Here is an 18065-nt window from a genome sequence, read left to right as displayed (position 1 = left end):
GACGCCCGGGCAAGGGGTATACTGGGGGCCATGCACGCATATCAAGATTTATTGGACATTAAACAGACGGAAACTGCCATCAAGTTGGTGAAGGACTATTTTGAGCGAAGCCTGTCAGCTGAGCTGCGGCTTTTTCGGGTTACCAGCCCGCTTTTTGTTCCTGCCGGTTCGGGTATTAATGATGATTTGAACGGGATTGAGCGTCCGGTACGCTTTCCCGTTGCCCGGTTGGGCGACCAGGAAATGGAAATCGTCCAGTCTCTGGCAAAGTGGAAGCGGATGGCCCTGGCCGACTACGGATACGGGGAGGGTACGGGTATCTATACGGATATGAACGCCCTGCGCCCCGATGATGAGATGGATGCCATCCACTCCATTTATGTGGACCAGTGGGATTGGGAGCGGGTAATGACGCCCCGGGAGCGGAACAGCGAGTTCCTACACCAGGTGGTCCGCAGGATTTTCCAGGCCCTGAAGCGCACGGAGTTCGTGGTCCATGAGCAGTATCCCCAGATTGAACCTGTACTTCCCGAAGAAATAACCATCATCCACGCCCAGGATGCCCTGGACCGCTATCCGGAGCTGAGCCCCGAGGAACGGGAGGCGGAGCTTGCCCGGGAGTATCGGGCCGTCTTCATCCAGGGGATCGGAGGAGCCCTTTCCGATGGAGCGGTACACGGCGGACGGGCTCCGGACTACGATGATTGGTCCAGCCCCGCTGGCAAGGAGGATTACCGGGGTTTGAATGGTGATATTATTGTCTGGGATCCGGTCCGCGGCACGAGTTTGGAGCTTTCTTCCATGGGGATCCGGGTTGACGCCCCGGCCCTGCTGCGCCAGCTGGAGATCACCGGAACCATGAAGCGCCAGGAGCTGTACTGGCATTCCCGGCTTCTGGCCGGGGACTTTCCCCAGACCATCGGCGGAGGCATCGGTCAGAGCCGGCTCTGCATGTTCTTGCTCCGTAAGGCCCATATCGGCCAGGTGCAGGCAGCGGTTTGGCCATCCGAAACGGTCAAGAGCCTGGCGGCCCGGGGTATTCAGCTGATGTAGGCTGCCACGGCCATGCCGAGGATGGTAACGGCGCTGTTGGCCAGCAGGTTGACCGCGTCGTTCCCTATCCACGGTAAACCCCCGGCCAGGAGGTGGGGGGTGCCGGCCTGGTCCCGGGGGCGTTCGGTAAGCCGGCCCCGGGAGGTGCGGTACCTGGCCTGGATCGATGCTCCGAGAAGGCTATCGATCAGGCTGCCCATGAAACCCCCAGCGGCTCCGGCCAGGATAAGAGCCGCCGGTTCAAGGGCTGCCCCTCCCTGAACACTGGTTTGCCAAGATTGTTCCCAGCCCAATACCCCAAGCCCCAACATGCCGAAGGCACCCCACAGGTGCATACCCGCTGCGCCCAAGCCGATACAAAGGCCCCCGGCAAGACTGCCCCCAAGCCCCAGGGGGCTGATCCCGCCGCTGGTTCCCGGTGCCAGGGGCTTCCCGGTGAGGATGGATCGCGGCGGCCCGGGGCTGAGCACCCCGAGCTCGCTGGCCCAGGTATCGCCGTTGGCCGCCCCCAAGCTGATTACCGTCCCCAAAATCCACAGGGATTCCCCCGTCACCAAGAACCCCAGGGCGCAGAGGGCTCCCGGACCGGCGTTGGCCAATGCCTGGAGCCAATCCCGCTGATCCGACTTCTCGTGCAGGGATGCCAGGTCCAGGCGTGCCTTGCGCTCCTTCCCGGTCCGGGATAGCAGCGAGCTGGATACAAAAAAGAGGACCAGGCAACCCCATCCCCCGGGCCCCAGGCCCGCATAGATCACCAGGCCCAGGATAAACCCCATAACCGCACCATCGGGACTCACCGCCCTGCGGCGCCGGGCGGCTATGGCCAGAGTAAGATTCAGGATCACCCCCAGGGCCAGTCCCCAGATCCAGAACCCGGCCTCACCGGTACCGGCTCCATGAAAAACGAGGCTTCCCGGCGCGGCTTCCCCCATTGCTCCAGATAGAACTTCCTGGGCTTGGGAAGAAACCCTTGGGGCGTCACCTCCGAAACCCCCGGCACCCCAGGTTCCCGAGGTTAAATCGCCCCCGGACCAACTGCCCTCCATAGTTAAATCGCCCCCGGACCAACCGCCCTTCATAGGAAGAGAATCCACAGTATTCCTGCCGTACCCAGGGGCACGCTGATATTATCCAGCCCCAGGGGTGTCAGGTATTCCAGAACGGAACCGGTCAGAGCGGCGGTAGCAGAGGCTGCCAACACTGTGCCCGGGCCTGCCTCGGGAAGTGCCAGGGCTACCAGGGGCAGGGCCACGATAAAACTCACCACCCCCATGGCAAGGCTGCCTGCCAGGGTCTTCTTCCCCGGGGAGGATGAACGGGGAGCTGTTGGGCTGTGGCAGTCCCCCGCCCGGTCTGGAGTGTGGGAGCCCCCAGGCCGGTCTGGGCTGTGGGAGTCCCCGGGTCGGTCTGGGGCGTGGGAGTTGGAAGGAAGGCCTGTGCCGGGAGCCTCGCCGTTCCCGCCGGGGGTGCCGCTGTCCGGTTCTGGGCGCAGGGCAGCCGGGGACGAAAGGGTACCGGGGGGAGGGGGTGTGGGGGAAGGCCGGTCTGGGCCGGCCCTAGTTGAACCCCCAGAACCCGGGCCGTGGACCTGATTGGCTCTCCGGGCGGTCCACGCCTCGCCAACCAGGGCTGCTGCTGCATCACCCCAGCACATGATCATCATGCCCAGGGCGCCTATCCAGGCATTCAAATCCCCGTACCAAACCAGCACCACCAGCACCAGGAGGGAAAGGGGATAGTAGACCGTACCGTAGTTTTTATCCCTGCCCGAGAGGGCCGGCAAGAGCTTGAGACGGATAATCAGGGCGTTTATTATCACAAAACTCCCCGGGCCGATGAGTGCAACCCAGGGTTGGCGGATCAGAGCCATGGCTAAGAACCACCAATGCCCCACCAGCACATGAATCACCTTCCGCCCCGCCTTGGCTCCCATTCTTCCCGAAGCCACCAGCCGGCTGGCAACACCGATTACCCCGGCAATAAATCCGTAGGATATCCCAAGTCCCATCAAATCAGTCATAGCCTGGAGGATACGCCGAATTCCTCGGTCCTGTCCACGCGTTGGTTTTTCCCCAGCCCTCTGTCCTACCCGGGGACCCCGATCTGGCGTCGGGGGTACAGGGCCCATCCACGGTTCTTGCCAGGAAGACAGCCGCTCACCGGGTAGGTTCCTGGGTATTGTTTGCGGGTTTAGGGTGATTCCCATGCCCCAGGTAGTTCCTTGTCGGCCTTGATACCCGCCAACTCCGGATTACCCGGGCCGGGAATGCATCATTCTCCTTGACAATTCATGCCCCAGGGGATTAGAGTTTCATCCATGAAACACACCAACCTTTCCAGTCAGCACCTGCACCTCGCAGCCGCTGCAGCCGCCGCCGCAACCATGGTCGGTCCGCTGTAGGAAGGGGAGGGAATACCCACAACCATCCAGACCGCGGTCCCGACGGACCGCGGTTTTTTTGTACCCGGGGCAAAGGCCCCGAGGGGTACAGACCCGGCCGCCGGGAAATCTCGGGTTCTGGAACGAAAGGAGTCCTATGCGACGCACCATCGAACACGACGGCGCCCGGCAACTTACCTACGAGATCCGGGAAATTGTACAGTTCGCCCATCAGGTACAGGCTCTGGGCGTACCCATCACCTGGGAGAACATCGGCGATCCGGTCCGCAAGGGGGAGCAGCTTGCCCCGTGGATGAAAAAGATCATCAGCGAGCTGGTCCTGGAGGATGCATCCTACGCCTATTCGGATACCCAGGGTGAACCGGCTACCCGGGAATTTCTTGCGGATATGGTGAACCGCCGGGGAGGCTGCCAGGTAACCCCGGATGATATCGTTTTTTTCAACGGACTGGGGGATGCGGTGGCGAAGATTTTCGGCTTTCTGAAGCGCGAAGCCCGGGTTATCGGCCCCAGCCCCGCCTATTCCACCCACAGCAGCGCAGAAGCGGCCCACTCCGGCTACGAGCATCTAACCTACACCCTGGATCCGAACCGGGGCTGGCAGCCCGATCTGGAGGATCTGGAAAACAAGGTCACCTATAACCCCTCCATCGCTGGGATTCTGCTTATTAATCCCGACAACCCCACCGGGGTGGTCTACAGTCCCGAGGTTCTCCTGGAGTTCGTACGCATTGCCAAGGAGCATAACCTCTTCCTGGTCTGCGACGAGACCTATGCCAATATCGTATTCGACGGCGCACGGACCCACTATCTGAGCGAGGTTATCGACGGGGTGCCCGGTATGGCTCTACGCAGCATTTCCAAGGAATTTCCCTGGCCCGGCGGGCGGTGCGGCTGGGCCGAGGTGTATAACCGCCAGGCAGACCCGGATTTCGCCCGGTACATCGCCAGTATCATCAGTGCAAAACGCCTGGAGGTTTGTTCCACCACCCTGCCTCAGCGTTCCATACCCTCTATAATGGGGGATGAGCGTTATGCAGACCACCTATCCTCCCGGAACGCTATGTATGCTGCCCGGGCCCATGAAGCAGTGCAGGCCTTCCAGGGGATTCCCGGCATCATGGTACACCCTCCCAAGGGCGGGTTCTTCCTGACCCTGGCCTTCCAGGACGGTGTGCTTCCTGAGGATGGGCGGCTCGACATCGAGGATGCCCGGGTCGCGGAGCTGGTGGAGCAGGCATCCCGGGGCAAGCAGCCCGATAAGCGGTTCGTATACTACCTGCTGGGTGCTAGGGGAATCTGCGTTGTGCCCCTTTCCGGCTTCTGTACCAGCCGCCAGGGATTCCGCATGACCCTCTTGGAGAGTGATGACGCCCTCCGGCAGGCCACCTTCCGCCGGGTTGCCCAGGCTGTTCGGGAATACCTGGGGCGGTAGAAGCCCTGCCCGAGGATTTGTGACGCCGGGCGGATTCTGTGATGAAGCCCCCGGCGGTACAAGGCCAGATACTGAATCTGGTAATCTGGCCGGATAGCACCTGCCCGTACCAGGGAAGGTGCAGGATAATCGACAAACCGGATACCTGGATGGTCCTAACCGGTAACCCGGTAGCACCACCGCCCATTACAAAGGAGGATATATGTCCCAAATACCTGAACTGAGCGTTTCGGATATCGTCCGAGAATATGGGCGGCGGCTATATAACCTGGCCTACCGTATTCTCGGCCATCCCCAGGATGCCGAGGATGCTACCCAGGATATTCTCATCAAGGTTCATGAGAAGCTGGGGGATTTTCGGGGAGAAAGCACCCTGTACACCTGGATCTACCGGATTGCTGTGAACCACTGCTTAAAAATGAAAGGCCGGATGGAGAAGGTTGCGCAGTATGCCCCGGAAACCCTTGATTTTTGGGCCATGGATTCAGAACCCACCGAATTCGAGCCGAATCTCAGTCCCCAGGAGCGAAAGGTTCTCCTGGATGAACTTACCTATGAGATCCAGGAAAAATGCCATTTTTTTATGACCTTCCGATTAACGCCCGAACAGAGAATCGTCTTCATCCTCCGGGATGTGCTGGGTCTCAAGTACCAGGATATTGCCGCCATTCTTGATGTCACCGAGAATGTGGTAAAAACACGGCTCAACCGCGCTAGAACCAATCTGGGCAAGCACTACAATGAGAAGTGCTCCCTCCACGACCCCGGGAATCCCTGCCGATGCAAGGGGAAGTTGGGGTATGTGATCACAAAATACCCCATGATGCTCCATGAGGTTCGGAAGAAGGCGGAGAATCCGGATTACTATCGGATGGTAGGTCAGCTCTTAAAGAATCGCTACGGTTCACTGGAAGAGGCTTACAGCAATATCCCGGATCTTCCCTTTCCTGAGGATTTGATGCGGAAGTACGGTTGAGGAGACCGTTAATAGTAGGGGCAAATGAAAAAAAACCTCCGCAAGGGTCATTTTTCGGTCCAGCCCATAACTTTTTCTGTTCCTTGGGATCTAAACAGGTAAACCAACCAGGTCTCTCAACATACGTATGATTATCGAGAGGCCCCATAAGGAGTACCTATGAAGGGAATTATTATCTACCAGTCGAAATTCGGGTCGACAAGAACCTATGCCCGTTGGATCGCTGAGGAAACCGGATTCAAAGCCGTTGACATCAAGAAGCTTCCGAAGGCGGATCTCCGCTCAGCTGAACAAGTAGTTATCGGGAGTCCGATTATGGCAAAATCTCCGGCCTTAACCCGTTGGATTCTCAAGCACTGGGATCAGATCAAGGACAAAAACCCCATCCTGTTTACCACCAGCGGGGCGCCGGCGGATTCTCCGGACCTCAAGGAATGGTACCAGGCCAGTTTCCCCGACCATCATCGGCGGATTCTCAAGTATTTTCCCCTGGGGGGAAGAATGGTGGTGGCCGAGTTGGATGGGCTGAGCAGGTTTTTTATGAAGCTGGGTCAAATGATGGAGAAGGATCCGGTTGCCAAAGCCAAGATGATGGAGGATGTGGATGCTATGAACCGAGCATCCCTCGGACCCCTTCTTGCTCAAATCGCTGGATCAAGGTAGAAGCGGCCCGATCTGCAGTCTTTTGCGCACCCAACATGGTCCTGCTCTTTGGCCCCCCAGGCTCCCGCAAGGCCGGATAATCCCCTCTCTACCCAGCGCTGTGGCTTGCAATAACGGTTATACCCTTGCCCAGATAGTCCGACACCAGAACCTGTCCCATGGCAACCGGCCGGGGAATTTCCAGGCCGTGGAGGTAGGCCAGGAGTCCGGGAATCAGTTCCACTGGAACAGGCTTGCTGCTTCTGACCGGTACGCGGTTCGGACCCTGGAAATCCCACCCAAAGGCCTGGGGACCGTCGGGACCTCCGGCTGATCCGCTATTCTTGGAAACCGCCGAAGCAGGGCTTGGTGACTGGGAACCACCGGGGCCTCCAAGGGAACCAACCCGCCTGACCGCCGCCGAAGCGCCCGGCCCCGAAGCAGTAGGCCTAGAGGTGGAATCACCCCTGACAGCCCCATCTTCGGATAGAACCGGCGGGGCAAGGGCGCAGGTGGTGGTAACCAGCCTGGTGGGCGCCAGAACCTCTTCCCGGGCATAGACGGCACCCCGGGGACAGCGGTTACCCTCTACCCGGATTTCGGGCTGATCCGGGGTTTCGGGCTGATCCGGGGTTTCGGGCTGATCCGGGGTTTCGGCGGGACGGGAGGCCCTGGGTGCATTCTCAAGGTTGCTCGGGGGTGTTGCCGGTCCGGGGGATCCCGGTGGCGAGATGTCCACCTCCAGGTGACAGCCCACGGGGCAGGCGATACAGATCAGGCTGCGGTGTTCAGGTTTCTGGTTGAAGCGTGTCATTGTAATCGTACCTCCAGCACTGAATCGGGGGTCATGGTCCGGCTCGATAGATCCAACCCGACGGTGGGAATCTGGATCATCTCCGAAGGCTGAATATGGGTTTTTTTCACGGTTTTTAGGACCTCTCCGTCTAGGATGAATTCCACCGTTGCGCCGTTTTTTACGATCATGGGACGGAAAAAGACCGGCCCCGGGGCATCGGGATCCAGGCTGCCGGGAACCAGGTAGCGGACATTGCTCCCTGCTTTTAATCGCAGCTGCCTTGCGGGGCGTCGGCCTTCCAGGTAATCGGCGGCGCTGGCTCCGGCTCTGCGGGCCTCAGCGGACACATAGTCCACCAGGTCGTGAACATGCAGCACATTCCCGGCGCTGAACAGCCCCGGCAGGGAGGTCATGAGTCTGCTGTCCACCCCGGGGCCGCCGGTCAGGGGATTCAGTTTGGCACCCGCCTCCCGGGCAAGCTCGGCCGAGGGGATCAGTCCCACGGAGAGCAGCAGGGTATCGCATTCCTGGGTCATGGTTTTATGGGGATTCGGACGCCCCTCTTCCAGGGGGGTAATATCCACGGCCTCCACCCGGTGTTTCCCATGGATGCGGCTTACCACGTGGCTCAGATACAGGGGAATCTTAAAATCGTTCAGGCATTGAACAATATTTCGGGTGAGACCCGAGGGGTAGGGTTGTATCTCCACCGCGCCGTGAACCCGGCAGCCCGACCAGGTCAGCCGCCGGGCCATAATCAACCCGATGTCTCCCGAACCTACAATGACTGCATCCTTCCCCGGAAGGTAGCCTTCCATATTTACCATGCGCTGGGCCAGGCCCGCAGTGTACACTCCGGCGGGTCTGGTTCCGGGAATCCGGATGTTTCCCCGGTTCCGCTCCCTGCAGCCCGTGGCCAGCACGACCGCCCGGGCCCGGAGATGCAGGTAGCCCTGGGGGGGGCTGACGCAGACCAGGGTAAACCCCCCGCCATCCATCGAGGCCCGGGCATGGGAATCACCCCTAGATTCATCCCCATCCCCCCCGGAAGAATCGGGGATCAATTCCATGACAGTGGTATCCAACAATACCTGTAGACCCCTGCCGCCCCGGGGAGGCAACTGACGCTCCCAGCGTTCGGCGTACTCCGGACCGGTGAGCTCTTCCTTAAACTCCTGGAGGCCGAAGCCGTTATGGATGCACTGCAGGAGAATTCCCCCCAGCTGGCGATCCCGTTCGATGATGGCAGTGGAAAATCCCCGGTCCACCAGACTCTTTGCCGCGCTCATGCCCGCAGCCCCGCCGCCGATTACCGCGGCGTCAAAGGTTAATTCACGCATGGGAGCCTCCCGTTTCTCCGGTTACTTCGCTAGAGGTCGCCTTGGCAGTACCGGACTTGGCAGTACCGGCCCCGGGTTCTTCCGTAGAATCCAGGGTAGCCCTCTTTGGGGGCTCGGCCCCGGTGTTAGGGGAGGCTTCGGGTTTCCGTGCCGGCCCCTGCTCCTGCCTTTGCCCGGATTCAGGACTGCCCTGGGAGATCCCCGGCTGCCCTGGCGAGGCTTGGGTGGGTACCGGCATGGCCGGGGGCCCGATGCGGCCCAGGAAGAGCTCGCTACCCGGACCGTGTTTACTCACCCTGGTATAAGGAATGCCCGTTTCTTCCTGGATTAACTGGATGATCCGGTGGGTGCAGAAGCCGCCCTGACAGCGGCCTGCGCCGGCCCGGGACGCGAACTTCACCCCGTCCAGGGTGTGGTGTCCCACCCGGATAGCTGCCCTGATCTCGGCCTCGCTTACCGTCTCGCAGCGGCAGACAATTCGGCAGTATCCCGGATCATCGCTTCCCAAGCGATCCGCCTCGTAGCTGTTTTTATCCCGGAGGTGGGGAATCCTCTCCAGGTAGGGATCAAAATGCCGTTTCTCGGTCATGCTGCACCCGGCCCCTTTCAAGAGTTCCTTCACATACTCCCCGATTGCGGGGCTGGCGGTGAGCCCGGGGCTCTGAATGCCCGCGACCTGTACCAGGTTGGGCTGCCGCTCCGACACGGCGATGTAAAAATCCCCGTCCTCCATGGCGGGCCGCAGCCCCGCAAAACTGGTAATCACATCACTCACTGCAATGGACGGCACCAGCCGCCGGGCGCTGTCGAAAATGGTGTCCAGCTTCTCGCCGCTGGTAGCCGTATCTTCCTTGTCCTCTACATCATCCGCGGTCGGCCCCACCAACACCGTGCCCTCCACCGTGGGAATCACCAGCATACCCTTACTAATCCGGCTGGGTACCGGGAACACCACCCGGCGGGGAGCCCCGGCGGTCAGCTTGTCCAGGAGGTAGTACTCCCCCTTCCGGGGGGTGATGGTGAACTCCTCTGCTCCCAGGATCCTCGAAATCTCATCGGCGTAGAGCCCCCCGGCGTTCACCACCCACCGGGCCTCGATCTTCCGTCCGTCCCGGGCTACTAAGCGGGTGAACCGCAACTCTCCCGAAGTTCCGTCCCGGGGCGTCACACCCAGTACGGCATCCGCCCCGGCATCTCCACCGGGCTCGGCGCCGGTGCCGGCCCCGATAGAGGTTCCGGTGCCGGCCCCGCCACCCAGTACGGCATCCGCCCCGGACATCGAACCTTCGGATCCGACCGCAGAATTGCCGAGGCCGGATCCGTCTCCGACCTGATCGGCCCGGACCACCTCGAACCCCGTCATCAGCTCCACCCCGTTCTTACAGGCCGATTCCACCAAGGCAAAGCCGTAGCGGTAGGGCTCCACAATCCCCCCGCCGGGAGCATACAAACCGCCCACCACATCAGAGTGGAGCTTCGGTTCCAGCTCCAGCATCCGGCTGCGGCTGCACATCTCAATCCCGATAGCCCCGTTATCCACCCCCTGCTGATACAGGTACTCCAGACTCTTCAGCTCATCCTCGTGCATGGCCGCCACCAGAATCCCCCGGCGCTCAAAGGGAAAATCCAACTCACGGTGCAGACGGTCGAACATTAAGTTCCCCCGGATCTCCAGCTGCGTCTTTAAATATCGGCCGCTGTGATGGAACCCCCCGTGAACAATCCCGCTATTCGCCTTACTGGTACCGAAGCAGACATCCGCCTCCTTCTCCAGGAGCACCACCCGCAGGTCGTAGGCCGACAGTACCCGCGCCACAGCAGCCCCGCTCACCCCTGCACCGATTATCGCAACATCAACCATGCACCCTCCAATCACCTACACCCATGCTAACCCCGCCCCCAACCCCGCGCAAGGTATAAATGTACCGTACCTACTAACTCCTAGGGTATGTACAGGGTCGTCACAATTCATGCCCGCATACCTCCATGTCGGTGACACTACACCCGAGCCCGTGCCGGGGCCGGTGCCTCGACCGATGCCGGTGCCTCGACCGATGCCGGTGCCTCGACCGATGCCGGTGCCTCGACCGATGCCGGTGCCTCGACCGGGGACCGGTTTACACTCCAAGACCCCCAGTACAGGGAACAAGGCTTTGCACAGCGCTAAAATTCCGTCCCATTGGAGCCGGCCCTCCCCGGGAATTAAAAATCGGACTTCTCGAAACCCGCCGCCATGGGCTATACTGATACCACACCGAACGAAGGAGCCAAGAAATGAACACCACCATTCTCTATAAACGATCCGGAGGAAAGAACCTGCAAGGCTTTCGGACCTAGGAGGAATTCTTGGTATTCTAAGGGGGGAGGTCTCCCCCTCGCTGCGAAGATGCGCCCGGACCGGCCGCCGGAGCCCGTACCCCGCCTAAACGGCTAGGGTTTCAGCCGCCCCCGGGCCCATGCTTCTCCGCTACCCCCTCTGCGGGGGCCCTTCGCCCCCGCAACGCCCCCGCCCGGGATTCCCGGTGCCGGGGAAATCCTCATCCAAAAACCTCCCAGATCCCCGAAGGCCCTCGAGGCTGAGCCCTGATCCCTGCGGTGCAGAATCGGGCCCAGGCCCCTGTGTACTGTCCCTGATGCGGCTCCCTTCCCGGAACCGCGGGACCAAACCCCGGTTGGGAATCCAACCGACCCTTCGAGGAACACCATGGAACTTATAACTGCAAACGGCATTTCACTGGATTTCGGCGCCGAACCCTTATTGAACCGGGCCTCCCTGCGCATTCTGGCTCAGGACCGGATCGGCCTAGTCGGCCCCAACGGTGCAGGAAAAACCAGCTTATTAAAACTGCTTACCCGCACCGATGGGCTTGCACCGACCCAGGGCAGCCTCACTACCATGCCCGGGCTGCGTTTAGGATATGCCCCTCAAATTCCGGACACCTCCGGACTCGCCACAGTGGAAGATCTCATCCTCCGGGAACTGCGCCCCTTCCAACATCGTTTGGCGGAAGCCGAACATACCCTGGCCGAGGGAGATCCGGACCGGATGGACGCCCTCCTGGCCCGGTATCAGGAGGCTATGGATAGATTCGAACAAGCCGGCGGCTACCATGCCCTGGACGCCGGCCTGGCCGCCCTGGACCGCCTGGGCTGCAGACTCCCGCCCCACCGGCGCCTGGACAGCCTCTCGGGAGGCCAGCTCAGCCTCCTGGGGATCGCTGCGGCGGTCATTCACAAACCGCATCTGCTTATCCTGGACGAACCGGGAAACCACCTGGACTTCCGGGGTCTTTCCTGGTTGGAGGGCTTTTTGACCAATTACCCCGGCGCTGTGCTCATGGTGAGCCATAACCGGTACCTTCTGGACTCGGTCTGCACCAGGATCTGGCATCTCCAAGGGGGCGAATTCGCTGCTTTCACCGGCAGCTACACCGCCTTCCGGGCCGACCTCGCCAGACAGCGGGCCGACAGGGAGCATGAATTCCGAATCCAGGACCGGCGCGCCCGGGATCTCGAGCAGCGGGTAAAGCAGCTCCGTTCCGTCGCCTCCAGCCAATACAATCCTCCCGCCCAGGTTCTGGCGAAACTTTCCGCGGCTAAACGGAAACTCTCCCAAGCCCAGGAGACCCGGGGAACCCGGCCGGTTCAGGATCACGGCCTCGGCCTCGAGCTCAAGGCGCACCAAACCAGTCGGGCGGATATTGCAATTCAAGGAACTAATCTTGACCTGGAGATTGCCGGCCTCATGCTGCTTCGGGATGCGAACTTTCTGATTTCCAGCGGGGAACGGGTAGGCATTGTCGGGCCCAACGGATGCGGGAAAACCACCCTGCTCACCAAGATTATGGAACAGGGCAGCTGGGATAACCCCGTACTGCGGATCGGACCGAGTATGACCCTGGGCTACCTCAGTCAGATCCCAGTGTTTAATCGGCCACAGGGAACCATCATGGATGAAATCAGGTCTTGGGGCCCCTTAACCATGGATCAGGCCTTTGACCTTGCCAAACCCTTCCTCTTCAGCTACCGGGACATGGATAAGCCCCTGGGGGTGCTCTCCGGGGGGGAGCAGAACCGCCTCCAGTTTGCCCGACTGATGTACAGCGGCGCCAACCTGCTCATCTTGGATGAACCCACCAACCACATGGACATCCCCAGTAGAGAATCCATCGAGGCAGCCTTGGACGGCTTTACCGGCACCCTGGTTACGGTGAGCCACGACCGCTATTTTCTAGACGGAGTCGTCAGCCGGATTCTGGCCTTCTATGGGGATGAATTAATCGATCATCCCGGGGGATTCTCCTCCTGGTTCGATCAATGGGGTGAGCTCTATCATGATTAGTCTTTCTCAACCCAACCCCGGCTGCGTTGGACAGCCCGCTGCCATCCCTGGTAGCGGGCTTCCCGGTCCTCGGCGGACAGGGTGGGCTCAAACTGCCTGTCGATCTCCGCGTGGTTCACAATATCTCTCCGGTCCTTCCAGAATTCTACGGCCAAACCGGCGAGAAAGGCCGCACCCCGGGCGGTGGTCTCAATTACCTTGGGGCGAACCACCGGCACCCCCAGAATATCGGCCTGGAACTGCATAATAAAGTTATTGGCGCTTGCCCCGCCGTCCACCTTCAGCTCCTTCATAGCTACTCCGCTGTCCGCGGCCATACAATCCGCCACATCCCTAACCTGGTAGGCCAAACTCTCCAGGGTCGCCCGGATAATATGGTTCATGGTAGTGCCCCGGGTAATGCCGATTATGGTTCCCCGGGCGTACATATCCCAGTAGGGCGCCCCCAAGCCTGCAAAGGCGGGAATCACATATACCCCGCCGGAATCCTCCACCTTGTTAGCAAAGTACTCACTGTCCGACGCATCATGAATCACCTTCATCTCATCCCGGAGCCACTGTACCGCCGCACCGGTAATAAAAATGGACCCCTCCAAGGCGTATTCCACCCGATCCCCGATGCCCCAGGCAATGGTTGTCAGGAGCCCGTTCCTGCTCGAAATGGCCTGGGAGCCGGTATTCATGAGTATGAAACTACCTGTCCCGTAGGTGTTTTTTGCCATACCGCTCTCAAAACAACCCTGTCCGAAGAGCGCCGCCTGCTGGTCCCCGGCGATCCCTGCAATGGGAATACCGGCTCCGCCGAAACTACGCTGGTCAGTCCGGCCTGCCACTCCGCTGGAGGGACCAACCTCGGGCATCATGGCCCGGGGAATCCCGAGCTCATCCAGCAGCCTCTGGTCCCAGTCCAGGTTGTGAATATTGTAGAGCATGGTACGGCTGGCGTTGCTGTAGTCGGTACGGTGAACCTTGCCCCGGGTAAGATTCCAGATCAGCCAGCTGTCCACGGTCCCGAACGCCAGCTCTCCGGCCTCGGCCTTCCCCCGGGCACCCTCCACATGATCCAGAATCCAGGCAATCTTGGTAGCCGAAAAATAGGAATCAATCACCAGGCCGGTGCTCTGCCGGATATAATCACCCAACCCCCGGGTCTGCAATTCCTCGCAGAGGGGAGCGGTACGCTTATCCTGCCATACAATGGCATTGTACACCGGCTTCCCGGTATTCCGGTCCCACACCACCGCGGTCTCCCGCTGGTTGGTAATACCGATGGCGGCCACCTGATCCGGGCTCACCCCGAAGCGCTCCAGCACCTGCCGGGCAACCCCGCTCTGGGTCGCCCAAATCTCCATGGGATCGTGTTCCACCCAGCCGGGTTTGGGATAAATCTGGGGAAATTCCTGTTGGGCCGTGCCCGCCATCTCACCGTTATGATCAAAGAGGATGGCCCGGGAACTTGTGGTGCCCGCATCAAAGGCCAGTATGAATTGTTTCTGTGTCATGTCACCATGCTAACCCCAGTTTCCCGGGGCAACAACGTATTTTTGTACCGGTCCGGGTTAAAATCACCCTGGAAAAACCTAAAAAACCTTCTCCCACACCAGCTCCCGGGTCACCCCTTGGCCCTCAATACCGTCGAAGAGCCGGTTATAGGCATCCGGTTCGGGGGGGCAGGGGATTTCAATGCGCTGGGCACCAATCCCTTCCATCCGGGAACCCAGCTCCGCCGCCAGACACATGCAGCGCTCCTTCGCCTGCTCGGCTCCGGAGCCCCCAAGATCCCCGGAGCCCAGGTAGGAAATCTCACCCCGCCGGGTATGGGGATTAAAGACCCCCAGGATATTGCCGACCTCCCTGCCATCGGGCGCTATTATGAACAGATCCAGCTCCGGCCGATAGCCCGGCATCCGGCGCTTGGCCTCAAACCAGGTTCCATTGATACCCTCATACCCCAGGTTCCGCCCCAAGGCCAAAACATGCCGGGGGGTATCGCTTTGTTCCCCGTAGCTCGCCAGACTCGTACCATCCTCAGAAAACCCTTTTAGAATCTCCCGGGCCTCCTGTCCCAGACCCCGGACAAGCTCCCGGGGCTCTACCTCCCGGATCAACCGGACCGGCTCTCCCTGGCTATACCCCCGGGATGCTAAAAAGCTTTCCAGATCCTCCCGGCCCTCCATGACCGGAATCCGTAGACTCGCCTTACCCCGGGACCATTCTCCCTCTATGAGCCCCAGCTGAACGGCATACAAATTCTCCGCCGCCTCCCGGGCCACCATACGGATCTCATTCCCGGGACCCGGCGCTAGGATCATGCCGTCGGGTCGGCTATCCGGCTCTACCTCGCTCCCGGGAAAAAACAATGCGCCGTGGGCCCGGAAAAATCCCTGCCCCCGGGCCGGTCTGGGCATACGTCCCCCGTAGAGCCAATGCTCCACATCCAGACTGGTTATCCCCGGATGGCCATCCTCCAGGACTAACCCGTCCAGGAATCCCCGGGCCAAATTACCGTGATTCTGTTCGACTGAAAAACTCTGGCTGGTGTAGGTCATACCTTCAACCTACTGGTCATGGGCAAAAAGGGCAACTCGGTGGGCCAAAGGGAGGAAAAGCACCCTGGGCACCGCTCCAGGCCGGGCCCCGCAGGGAAGCGGCAGGTATCGGTATCCCCAGACCTGCAACAGCCAAAATCCCTAACCCATGGGGGTGCAAATCTCCACCAGGGTGCCGAAGGGATCCTCAACATAGGCCACCACCTGCCCCCAGGGCTTCTCCTCGGGCTCTACCAAGCTGCCTGCCCCGGCGTCCAATGCCCGGGAAAAGGCGGCGGGTACATCCGGGGTGGTCAGGGCAATTTCGATCCGGCGGTTGGGCTCTTTGGGCGGGGTCAGGCCTACTCCTTTGGTTAGGAGCTCCTCCTGGGCAAAGGCCAGGGCCGTCTGGCCGGTCTTCATCTCCCCGAAGGTTTCCGATTCGTCTATAAACCCCTTCTCCAGGCCGAACGCCCTCGCGTAAAAATCCCTGGCCGCAGCCACATCCTTCACATAGATAATCACATATCCAAGGTTCATCTGTAGTCCTCCTCCTGATTCACTGTTCGGTGATTTCCCACCCTTAGGGGCATCATACCCCGTCACTTAACCCGTTGAATTGTAAAAACCGGACATGAGAATCGTTCGGTAAGGACTTCCTTATCGCCGAGCACCAAGGGGGGAAACCTACCCCGGATATGGAGGTGATAAAAACCTCCGCAGATCATTCACCATATGGGACTGATCGTAGTATCCGAGCTCCAGGGCCGTCTCTACCCCTGGCGCCGACTGCCCCCTGCGTTTTTGCCGGTCCAGCTCTGCCAGGAGCCCCTGAAACCGCACAACCTGTAAAAAGGACTTCGTACCCATCCCCGTGGCACTCCGTACATACCGGCCGACCTGTTTTTCCGATATTCCATGGTAGTCAGCCACATCCGAAACCCTCAATGCCGTCGGATTTCCCAGTATATGTCCAATAATTCGACCAGCCCGGTCATCAACCCTGGGTACACCCTTCAGGAGGATTTCCGTCATCAGGGCATCCAATTCGGTCTTTAGGGTGATTCCACTGCCTCGGTCCTCCTTCCCCGGCCTCTCCTGGACCCCAGACCACCCGGAGAACAGCTCAATCACTCCCCCTGAGCCGCCCCGGTCCCTCAGGGCCGTTCTCAACACATCCGAGGATTCCAGTACATCCTCCACAGCACCGGTAGTCCCCTGAAAGACATGGGGCTCGGGAAAAACCAACCGAACGGCCCGGGGCATTATTCGTATTCCCAGGGTGCGGACGCCCCCATGAAGATAGAATCCCATGGATCGAACCATCGGTCCGGTGACGATTAGCCGTTCCTCCTGGAGATCCACTAACAGATCTACGCAGCCATCCGGCACCACCCGATGCCAGGTTGGCGGAATCGTACCGGGAGCGAACAGCTCCCAGTAACAGGCCACCAGGTCAGCCAACCCAGGAGCCGGCGCATACTCCCGGTACACCAGCCCGTTCTCGAGAAAATCGCCGTACATGTACTGCCGCGGTTTAAAATCCATTGGTTTTGAACCCATGCATCCCATGGTACCCTAGGTTGATCCGGGGATAAAGAAGGGAGGACACAGGGGTATGAGTCTGCTCCCTGGGGTGCCATTATTCCACCGATTCCCGGACAGGAATCCAAATTTCGCTCCGGAACTGGGGCATGGTGGTATCCGGTTGTTCGTTCCAGAGGATTTCAGGGCCGGGAGCCAGCTCGTAGGGAACGCTGGAGAACCATTCTGAGTAGATACGCCCCCAGATGGTTTGCAGGGTCTCGGGGAAGGGTCCGATGGATTCAAAGATAGCCCACTTGCTCTCCGGAACCTCCAGAACGGCGTCCCCCGGAGCCGTGAAAGCCGTGGTGGCAACTCCGATGTACTGATCCAGGGAGCCCGAGCCCTCCATCCGGTCCTCCGAGAAGTTTGTGGATGCACTGATAATGCCCCGGGGTTCTTGGTCGGATAATCCCTTCCAGCGGTGGATCTGCTCCTGGGTTAAGGATTGCCACATGGCATCAATCTCCGGGTTGGGGCCCTGATATACGAGCCCGACGGTTTTTTTAATGCCGATAATCCGAAAGGCCTGCTTCTCGATAATGCGGTACGTCATTTCTTGACCTCCTTGTACGGTTAGGTTGAAGGTGATTCGAGGATAGAGTTTTACGGCTTCAGGGATGTTTTGTACCTGGCTTGGCGGTAGCCCGTGGAGTTCCTTAAAGGCCCGGGTGAAGGCATCCACCGATGAATACCCGTACAGTACCGCCAGGTCCAGGAGGGATGAATGATAATCTCTCAGCCTCAAGGCAGCCAGACTCAGCCGACGTCGGCGGATGTACCCGCTAAGGCTCTGGCCGGCAAGAAAGGCGAACATCCGGGAAAAGTGGTACTCCGAACAGCCGGCCTGTTTCGCCGCTTGGGCGTAGTCGATCTCCCCGGTCAGGTTCTCCTCAATATAGGTAAGGGCTGCATTCATCCGTTCTCTGAAATCCATTCCGTCCTCCTTCGTCGAGAGAAAGGATATA

At 60.1% G+C, this 18065-nt stretch carries 15 protein-coding genes; 5 read left to right on the top strand and 10 right to left on the bottom strand.

The window, feature by feature from the left end; all coding sequences use genetic code 11:
• Positions 1–30 precede the first annotated feature (30 nt).
• Positions 31–1053 (top strand): aspartate--ammonia ligase, encoded by a 1023-nt coding sequence (gene asnA / locus DC28_RS03695; protein WP_037546085.1) that lies wholly within the window; start codon positions 31–33, stop codon positions 1051–1053.
• Here the strand turns inward: asnA and DC28_RS03690 are convergent.
• A complete protein-coding gene (locus DC28_RS03690) occupies positions 1041–2132 on the bottom strand; it encodes a DUF92 domain-containing protein (protein WP_052078415.1) in 1092 nt (363 codons plus the stop codon). The genes asnA and DC28_RS03690 overlap by 13 nt on opposite strands.
• Positions 2129–3073, bottom strand: coding sequence for a hypothetical protein (locus tag DC28_RS03685; RefSeq protein ID WP_037546083.1), 945 nt, complete (start codon positions 3071–3073; stop codon positions 2129–2131). The genes DC28_RS03690 and DC28_RS03685 overlap by 4 nt, the downstream gene beginning before the upstream one ends.
• A gap of 517 nt (positions 3074–3590) precedes the next feature.
• Between DC28_RS03685 and DC28_RS03680 the strand changes: the two genes are divergently transcribed.
• The 3 genes from DC28_RS03680 (at position 3591) to DC28_RS15195 (ending at position 6528) form a co-directional block, all read left to right on the top strand.
• On the top strand, positions 3591–4889 hold the full coding sequence (locus DC28_RS03680; protein ID WP_037546081.1) for a pyridoxal phosphate-dependent aminotransferase: 1299 nt from the start codon (positions 3591–3593) through the stop codon (positions 4887–4889).
• A gap of 202 nt (positions 4890–5091) precedes the next feature.
• On the top strand, positions 5092–5865 hold the full coding sequence (locus DC28_RS03670) for an RNA polymerase sigma factor (RefSeq protein ID WP_037546074.1): 774 nt from the start codon (positions 5092–5094) through the stop codon (positions 5863–5865).
• Positions 5866–6024: 159 nt separating this feature from the next.
• Positions 6025–6528, top strand: coding sequence for a flavodoxin domain-containing protein (locus DC28_RS15195; RefSeq protein WP_052078414.1), 504 nt, complete (start codon positions 6025–6027; stop codon positions 6526–6528).
• A gap of 88 nt (positions 6529–6616) precedes the next feature.
• Here DC28_RS15195 and DC28_RS03660 read toward each other — a convergent pair whose 3' ends face one another.
• Genes DC28_RS03660 through DC28_RS16140 form a run of 3 tightly spaced genes read right to left on the bottom strand, consistent with a single transcriptional unit; the run spans position 6617 to position 10504 of the window.
• Positions 6617–7321: a DUF1667 domain-containing protein gene (locus DC28_RS03660; protein WP_037546073.1), complete on the bottom strand. Its 705-nt coding sequence runs from the start codon at positions 7319–7321 to the stop codon at positions 6617–6619.
• Positions 7318–8643, bottom strand: coding sequence for an NAD(P)/FAD-dependent oxidoreductase (locus tag DC28_RS03655; protein WP_037546070.1), 1326 nt, complete (start codon positions 8641–8643; stop codon positions 7318–7320). Before DC28_RS03655 ends, DC28_RS03660 begins: the two co-directional genes overlap by 4 nt.
• Positions 8636–10504: an NAD(P)/FAD-dependent oxidoreductase gene (locus DC28_RS16140; RefSeq protein WP_081941891.1), complete on the bottom strand. Its 1869-nt coding sequence runs from the start codon at positions 10502–10504 to the stop codon at positions 8636–8638. Before DC28_RS16140 ends, DC28_RS03655 begins: the two co-directional genes overlap by 8 nt.
• Before the next feature lie 843 nt (positions 10505–11347).
• Here DC28_RS16140 and DC28_RS03640 point away from each other — a divergent pair.
• Positions 11348–12985 (top strand): ABC-F family ATP-binding cassette domain-containing protein, encoded by a 1638-nt coding sequence (locus DC28_RS03640; RefSeq protein WP_037546062.1) that lies wholly within the window; start codon positions 11348–11350, stop codon positions 12983–12985.
• Here DC28_RS03640 and glpK read toward each other — a convergent pair.
• From glpK to DC28_RS03615, 5 genes are all read right to left on the bottom strand, one after another.
• The gene (gene glpK / locus DC28_RS03635) at positions 12982–14487 is read right to left on the bottom strand and encodes a glycerol kinase GlpK (protein ID WP_037546058.1); all 1506 of its coding nucleotides are present in this window, start codon (positions 14485–14487) and stop codon (positions 12982–12984) included. The genes DC28_RS03640 and glpK overlap by 4 nt on opposite strands.
• Positions 14488–14565: 78 nt before the next feature.
• On the bottom strand, positions 14566–15534 hold the full coding sequence (locus DC28_RS03630) for a hypothetical protein (protein ID WP_037546054.1): 969 nt from the start codon (positions 15532–15534) through the stop codon (positions 14566–14568).
• Between the two features lie 141 nt (positions 15535–15675).
• On the bottom strand, positions 15676–16053 hold the full coding sequence (locus DC28_RS03625; RefSeq protein ID WP_037546053.1) for a VOC family protein: 378 nt from the start codon (positions 16051–16053) through the stop codon (positions 15676–15678).
• A gap of 147 nt (positions 16054–16200) precedes the next feature.
• On the bottom strand, positions 16201–17076 hold the full coding sequence (locus DC28_RS03620; RefSeq protein WP_162180183.1) for a helix-turn-helix domain-containing protein: 876 nt from the start codon (positions 17074–17076) through the stop codon (positions 16201–16203).
• 79 nt (positions 17077–17155) lie between these two features.
• On the bottom strand, positions 17156–18034 hold the full coding sequence (locus DC28_RS03615; protein ID WP_037546048.1) for an AraC family transcriptional regulator: 879 nt from the start codon (positions 18032–18034) through the stop codon (positions 17156–17158).
• Between the last annotated feature and the right edge of the window lie 31 nt (positions 18035–18065).

The organism is Spirochaeta lutea (genome assembly GCF_000758165.1).
GTDB lineage: Bacteria > Spirochaetota > Spirochaetia > DSM-27196 > Salinispiraceae > Spirochaeta_D > Spirochaeta_D lutea.
Note: the sequence above shows the minus strand (reverse complement) of the source record. Positions and strands in the feature narration are given on the sequence as shown.

What these genes read in the sequence shown, in the direction of transcription:
- DC28_RS16140 (WP_081941891.1), bottom strand. Translation starts at nt 10,504, where the DNA reads ATGGTTGATGTTGCGATAATCGGTGCAGGGGTGAGCGGGGCTGCTGTG.
- DC28_RS03640 (WP_037546062.1), top strand. Translation starts at nt 11,348, where the DNA reads ATGGAACTTATAACTGCAAACGGCATTTCACTGGATTTCGGCGCCGAA.
- DC28_RS03670 (WP_037546074.1), top strand. Translation starts at nt 5,092, where the DNA reads ATGTCCCAAATACCTGAACTGAGCGTTTCGGATATCGTCCGAGAATAT.
- DC28_RS03655 (WP_037546070.1), bottom strand. Translation starts at nt 8,643, where the DNA reads ATGCGTGAATTAACCTTTGACGCCGCGGTAATCGGCGGCGGGGCTGCG.
- DC28_RS03660 (WP_037546073.1), bottom strand. Translation starts at nt 7,321, where the DNA reads ATGACACGCTTCAACCAGAAACCTGAACACCGCAGCCTGATCTGTATC.
- DC28_RS03630 (WP_037546054.1), bottom strand. Translation starts at nt 15,534, where the DNA reads ATGACCTACACCAGCCAGAGTTTTTCAGTCGAACAGAATCACGGTAAT.
- DC28_RS03615 (WP_037546048.1), bottom strand. Translation starts at nt 18,034, where the DNA reads ATGGATTTCAGAGAACGGATGAATGCAGCCCTTACCTATATTGAGGAG.
- DC28_RS15195 (WP_052078414.1), top strand. Translation starts at nt 6,025, where the DNA reads ATGAAGGGAATTATTATCTACCAGTCGAAATTCGGGTCGACAAGAACC.
- asnA (WP_037546085.1), top strand. Translation starts at nt 31, where the DNA reads ATGCACGCATATCAAGATTTATTGGACATTAAACAGACGGAAACTGCC.
- DC28_RS03680 (WP_037546081.1), top strand. Translation starts at nt 3,591, where the DNA reads ATGCGACGCACCATCGAACACGACGGCGCCCGGCAACTTACCTACGAG.
- DC28_RS03685 (WP_037546083.1), bottom strand. Translation starts at nt 3,073, where the DNA reads ATGACTGATTTGATGGGACTTGGGATATCCTACGGATTTATTGCCGGG.
- DC28_RS03690 (WP_052078415.1), bottom strand. Translation starts at nt 2,132, where the DNA reads ATGAAGGGCGGTTGGTCCGGGGGCGATTTAACTATGGAGGGCAGTTGG.
- glpK (WP_037546058.1), bottom strand. Translation starts at nt 14,487, where the DNA reads ATGACACAGAAACAATTCATACTGGCCTTTGATGCGGGCACCACAAGT.
- DC28_RS03620 (WP_162180183.1), bottom strand. Translation starts at nt 17,076, where the DNA reads ATGGGTTCAAAACCAATGGATTTTAAACCGCGGCAGTACATGTACGGC.
- DC28_RS03625 (WP_037546053.1), bottom strand. Translation starts at nt 16,053, where the DNA reads ATGAACCTTGGATATGTGATTATCTATGTGAAGGATGTGGCTGCGGCC.